This is a genomic window from Nonomuraea sp. NPDC050691, from assembly GCF_040654455.1.
GTDB lineage: Bacteria > Actinomycetota > Actinomycetes > Streptosporangiales > Streptosporangiaceae > Nonomuraea.
Map to the genome: position 1 here is coordinate 1 of NZ_JBFAIA010000349.1, position 2,520 is coordinate 2,520.

Below are 2,520 nucleotides of genomic sequence, written 5' to 3' on the forward strand. Positions count from 1 at the left end.
GCCGCAGCAGCTCGGACACCGGACGCGGCCCCTCGCCGGCCTGGCCGCCGCCCCCGTCCGAGCCCGTCGCCGCGAGGAGCGCCGCGACGGTCAGGACGGCCGCGAGCAGCACGTCGGCGACGAGGGCCGCGCGGGACGGCCGGGCGGTCCGCGCCCGCGGCCGCAGCAGGTCGAGCAGGTGCCGCCACCTGAGCCGTCGTTCATCAGTTGTCACCGGCGTATTGTCGCGTTCGCGCGGTCTATGGCACATCGTCCTCAAAGACCGGGGCGGTGTCCTTGAGGAGTACATCGCAGGGATGACCCCCGGCCGGGGTCGTTCGCACGGGGTATCCGAAATCGGCGCGGCGGACGACGACCGCGCGACCCGCCCTCCCCTAGCTTCGTAGCCGTCACTGGGCGGCCGCGCGGGTCTTCCCGCCTGCGGCGGCCCTCACCACCGGAAGAACGGATGTTCCATGCGTCGTGTGACAATGCCTCATCGCGCGGGGAAGCCGAGCGGCGGCGCCAGGCGGAACGGCAGGGCGACGACCGCCGGCGCGCTGCTCCTCGCGGGCACTCTGGCCGCCGTGTCGCCCGCCTCCCCCGCCTCGGCCTCCCCGGCCGCCCCGGCCGCCCCGGCCGCCCCAGCGTCCGGCGCGGCCGCCGCTCCGGGCAAGTTGTCCCTGCCCGAGCCGACCGGCTCGCACCCGGTCGGCACCACGTCCGTCCACCTCAAGGACACCTCCCGCGCCGACCCGTGGGTGCCGTCCGTGAAGGCGCGCGAGCTCATGGTCTCCCTGTGGTACCCGGCCCGCTCGCCCGGCCGGCAGCGGGCCCGGTACATGACGCCGAAGGAGTCGGAGCTCTTCCTCAAGGACGCCAAGCTCACCGACCTCCCGCCCGCGCTGCTGAGCACGACGCGCACCAACGCCTTCAGCGACGCGAAGCCGGTGGGGCGCGCGCACGGCCTGCCCCTCGTGGTGCTCTCCCCCGGGTCCGGCAAGCCCCGCAGCACGCTGACCGCCCTGGCCGAGGACCTGGCCAGCCGCGGGTACGTGGTGGCCGCGATCGACCACACCTACGAGACGGTCGCCACCACCTTCCCCGACGGCCGGGTCACCACCTGCGTCCCCTGCGAGGGCGACCACGACCCGTCGATGTCCACGAAGCAGGTCAAGGTACGCGCGGCCGACGTCTCGTTCGTGCTCGACCGGCTGACCGGGCCGCGCCCGGCGTGGAAGGGCGGCCGGCTGATCGACAGGTCACGGATGGGCATGGCGGGCCACTCCATCGGGGGCGCGAGCACCGTGGCCGCGCTGGCCGCCGACTCACGGCTGCGCGCCGGGATCGACATCGACGGCACCACGCCTCCCGACACCCTCACCCGCGAGCTGAAGCGGCCGTTCATGTTCTTCGGCAAGCCCGCCACGTACACCCCTGGGTCCGGCAATGAGTCGACCGCCACCTGGGAGCGCGACTGGAAGCTCATGACCGGCTGGAAGCGCTGGCTGCTCGTGACCGGCGCGGAGCACGCCTCGTTCAACGACGTCGGAGTCCTGGCGGGCCAGCTCGGCATCGACTTCGGCGCGGACCTGCCCTCGGAGCGCGGGCTGGCGATCACCCGCACGTACGTCGCCGCCTTCTTCGGCCGGCACCTGCTGAACAAGCCGCAGCCCCTGCTGGACGCGCCGTCGGCGAGCTACCCCGAGGTCAAGCACTGCGTCCCGGAGAAGAAGACCTGCGCCTGACAGAGGCCTGTACCTATCGGTACGTACACTCGATGGGGCGGACACGAGGGACCGACTGATCGAGAGCATCCGTGAGCTGCGGGGCTGCTGGAGCAGGGCCGCGCGAGCCGTCCGCACCGCTGCTCGGGAAGGAAGGCCGCTGACATGCCTCTCGTCCGCATCGACACCCTGGGGGCCGACGCCGGCCGCCTCCACGCGCTCAGCCGGGCCGTGCACGAGGCCCTGGTCGAGACGATCGGCATCCCGGACGACGACCGGTTCCACATCCTCACCGGCCACGACGGCGTCCGCAGCACGCTGCGCTACGACGACTACCTGGGCGTCCATCGCGACGACGACATCGTCTACGTCGCGATCACCATGCGCTCCGGCCGCACACCCGAGCGGAAGCAGGCGATGTACCGGCGGATCGCCGAGCTCGCCCACGAATACGCCGGGACGGAGCCGCGCAACGTCTTCGTCACCGTGACCGAGAACGAGCCGATCGACTGGTCGCTCGGCCACGGGATCGCCCAGTACGTGGAAGAGCGGACGCCGGACCCGCCTCGGGAGTGACCGCCCGTGCGTGGCCGCCCCGTACACATCGCGGGTGGCGAGCACGCGCCCTTCCGCACGCCGGTCGCCTTCCCGCGGCCCCTCCCGAGCAGCGTCGGCCTTCGGGGCTCACTCGTTCTCGCCGGCCCGCCGCCCGGTGTCGTGCCGCGGGCGTTCGCCGGTTGGAAGGGCTCGAAAGGAGAGTGAACGCCCGCGAGGGGTGCGGGCGGCGGGGACGCCGGCTCCCGCGGCGGGCGGC

At 73.3% G+C, this 2,520-nt stretch carries 3 protein-coding genes; 2 read left to right on the forward strand and 1 reads right to left on the reverse strand.

Annotated elements, in window-relative coordinates; all coding sequences use genetic code 11:
* A partial coding sequence (locus AB0H81_RS44580; protein WP_358388536.1) for a hypothetical protein occupies nucleotides 1–214 on the reverse strand: 214 nt, incomplete at its 3' end.
* A gap of 241 nt (nucleotides 215–455) precedes the next feature.
* Here AB0H81_RS44580 and AB0H81_RS44585 point away from each other — a divergent pair.
* Both AB0H81_RS44585 and AB0H81_RS44590 read left to right on the forward strand, forming a co-directional pair.
* A complete protein-coding gene (locus tag AB0H81_RS44585) occupies nucleotides 456–1,727 on the forward strand; it encodes an alpha/beta hydrolase (protein WP_358388538.1) in 1,272 nt (423 codons plus the stop codon).
* Between the two features lie 144 nt (nucleotides 1,728–1,871).
* Nucleotides 1,872–2,282: a tautomerase family protein gene (locus AB0H81_RS44590; protein WP_358388540.1), complete on the forward strand. Its 411-nt coding sequence runs from the start codon at nucleotides 1,872–1,874 to the stop codon at nucleotides 2,280–2,282.
* Nucleotides 2,283–2,520 lie beyond the last annotated feature (238 nt).

Coding starts and splice junctions, on each gene's coding strand:
- AB0H81_RS44585 (WP_358388538.1), top strand. CDS start 456: ATGCGTCGTGTGACAATGCCTCATCGCGCGGGGAAGCCGAGCGGCGGC.
- AB0H81_RS44590 (WP_358388540.1), top strand. CDS start 1,872: ATGCCTCTCGTCCGCATCGACACCCTGGGGGCCGACGCCGGCCGCCTC.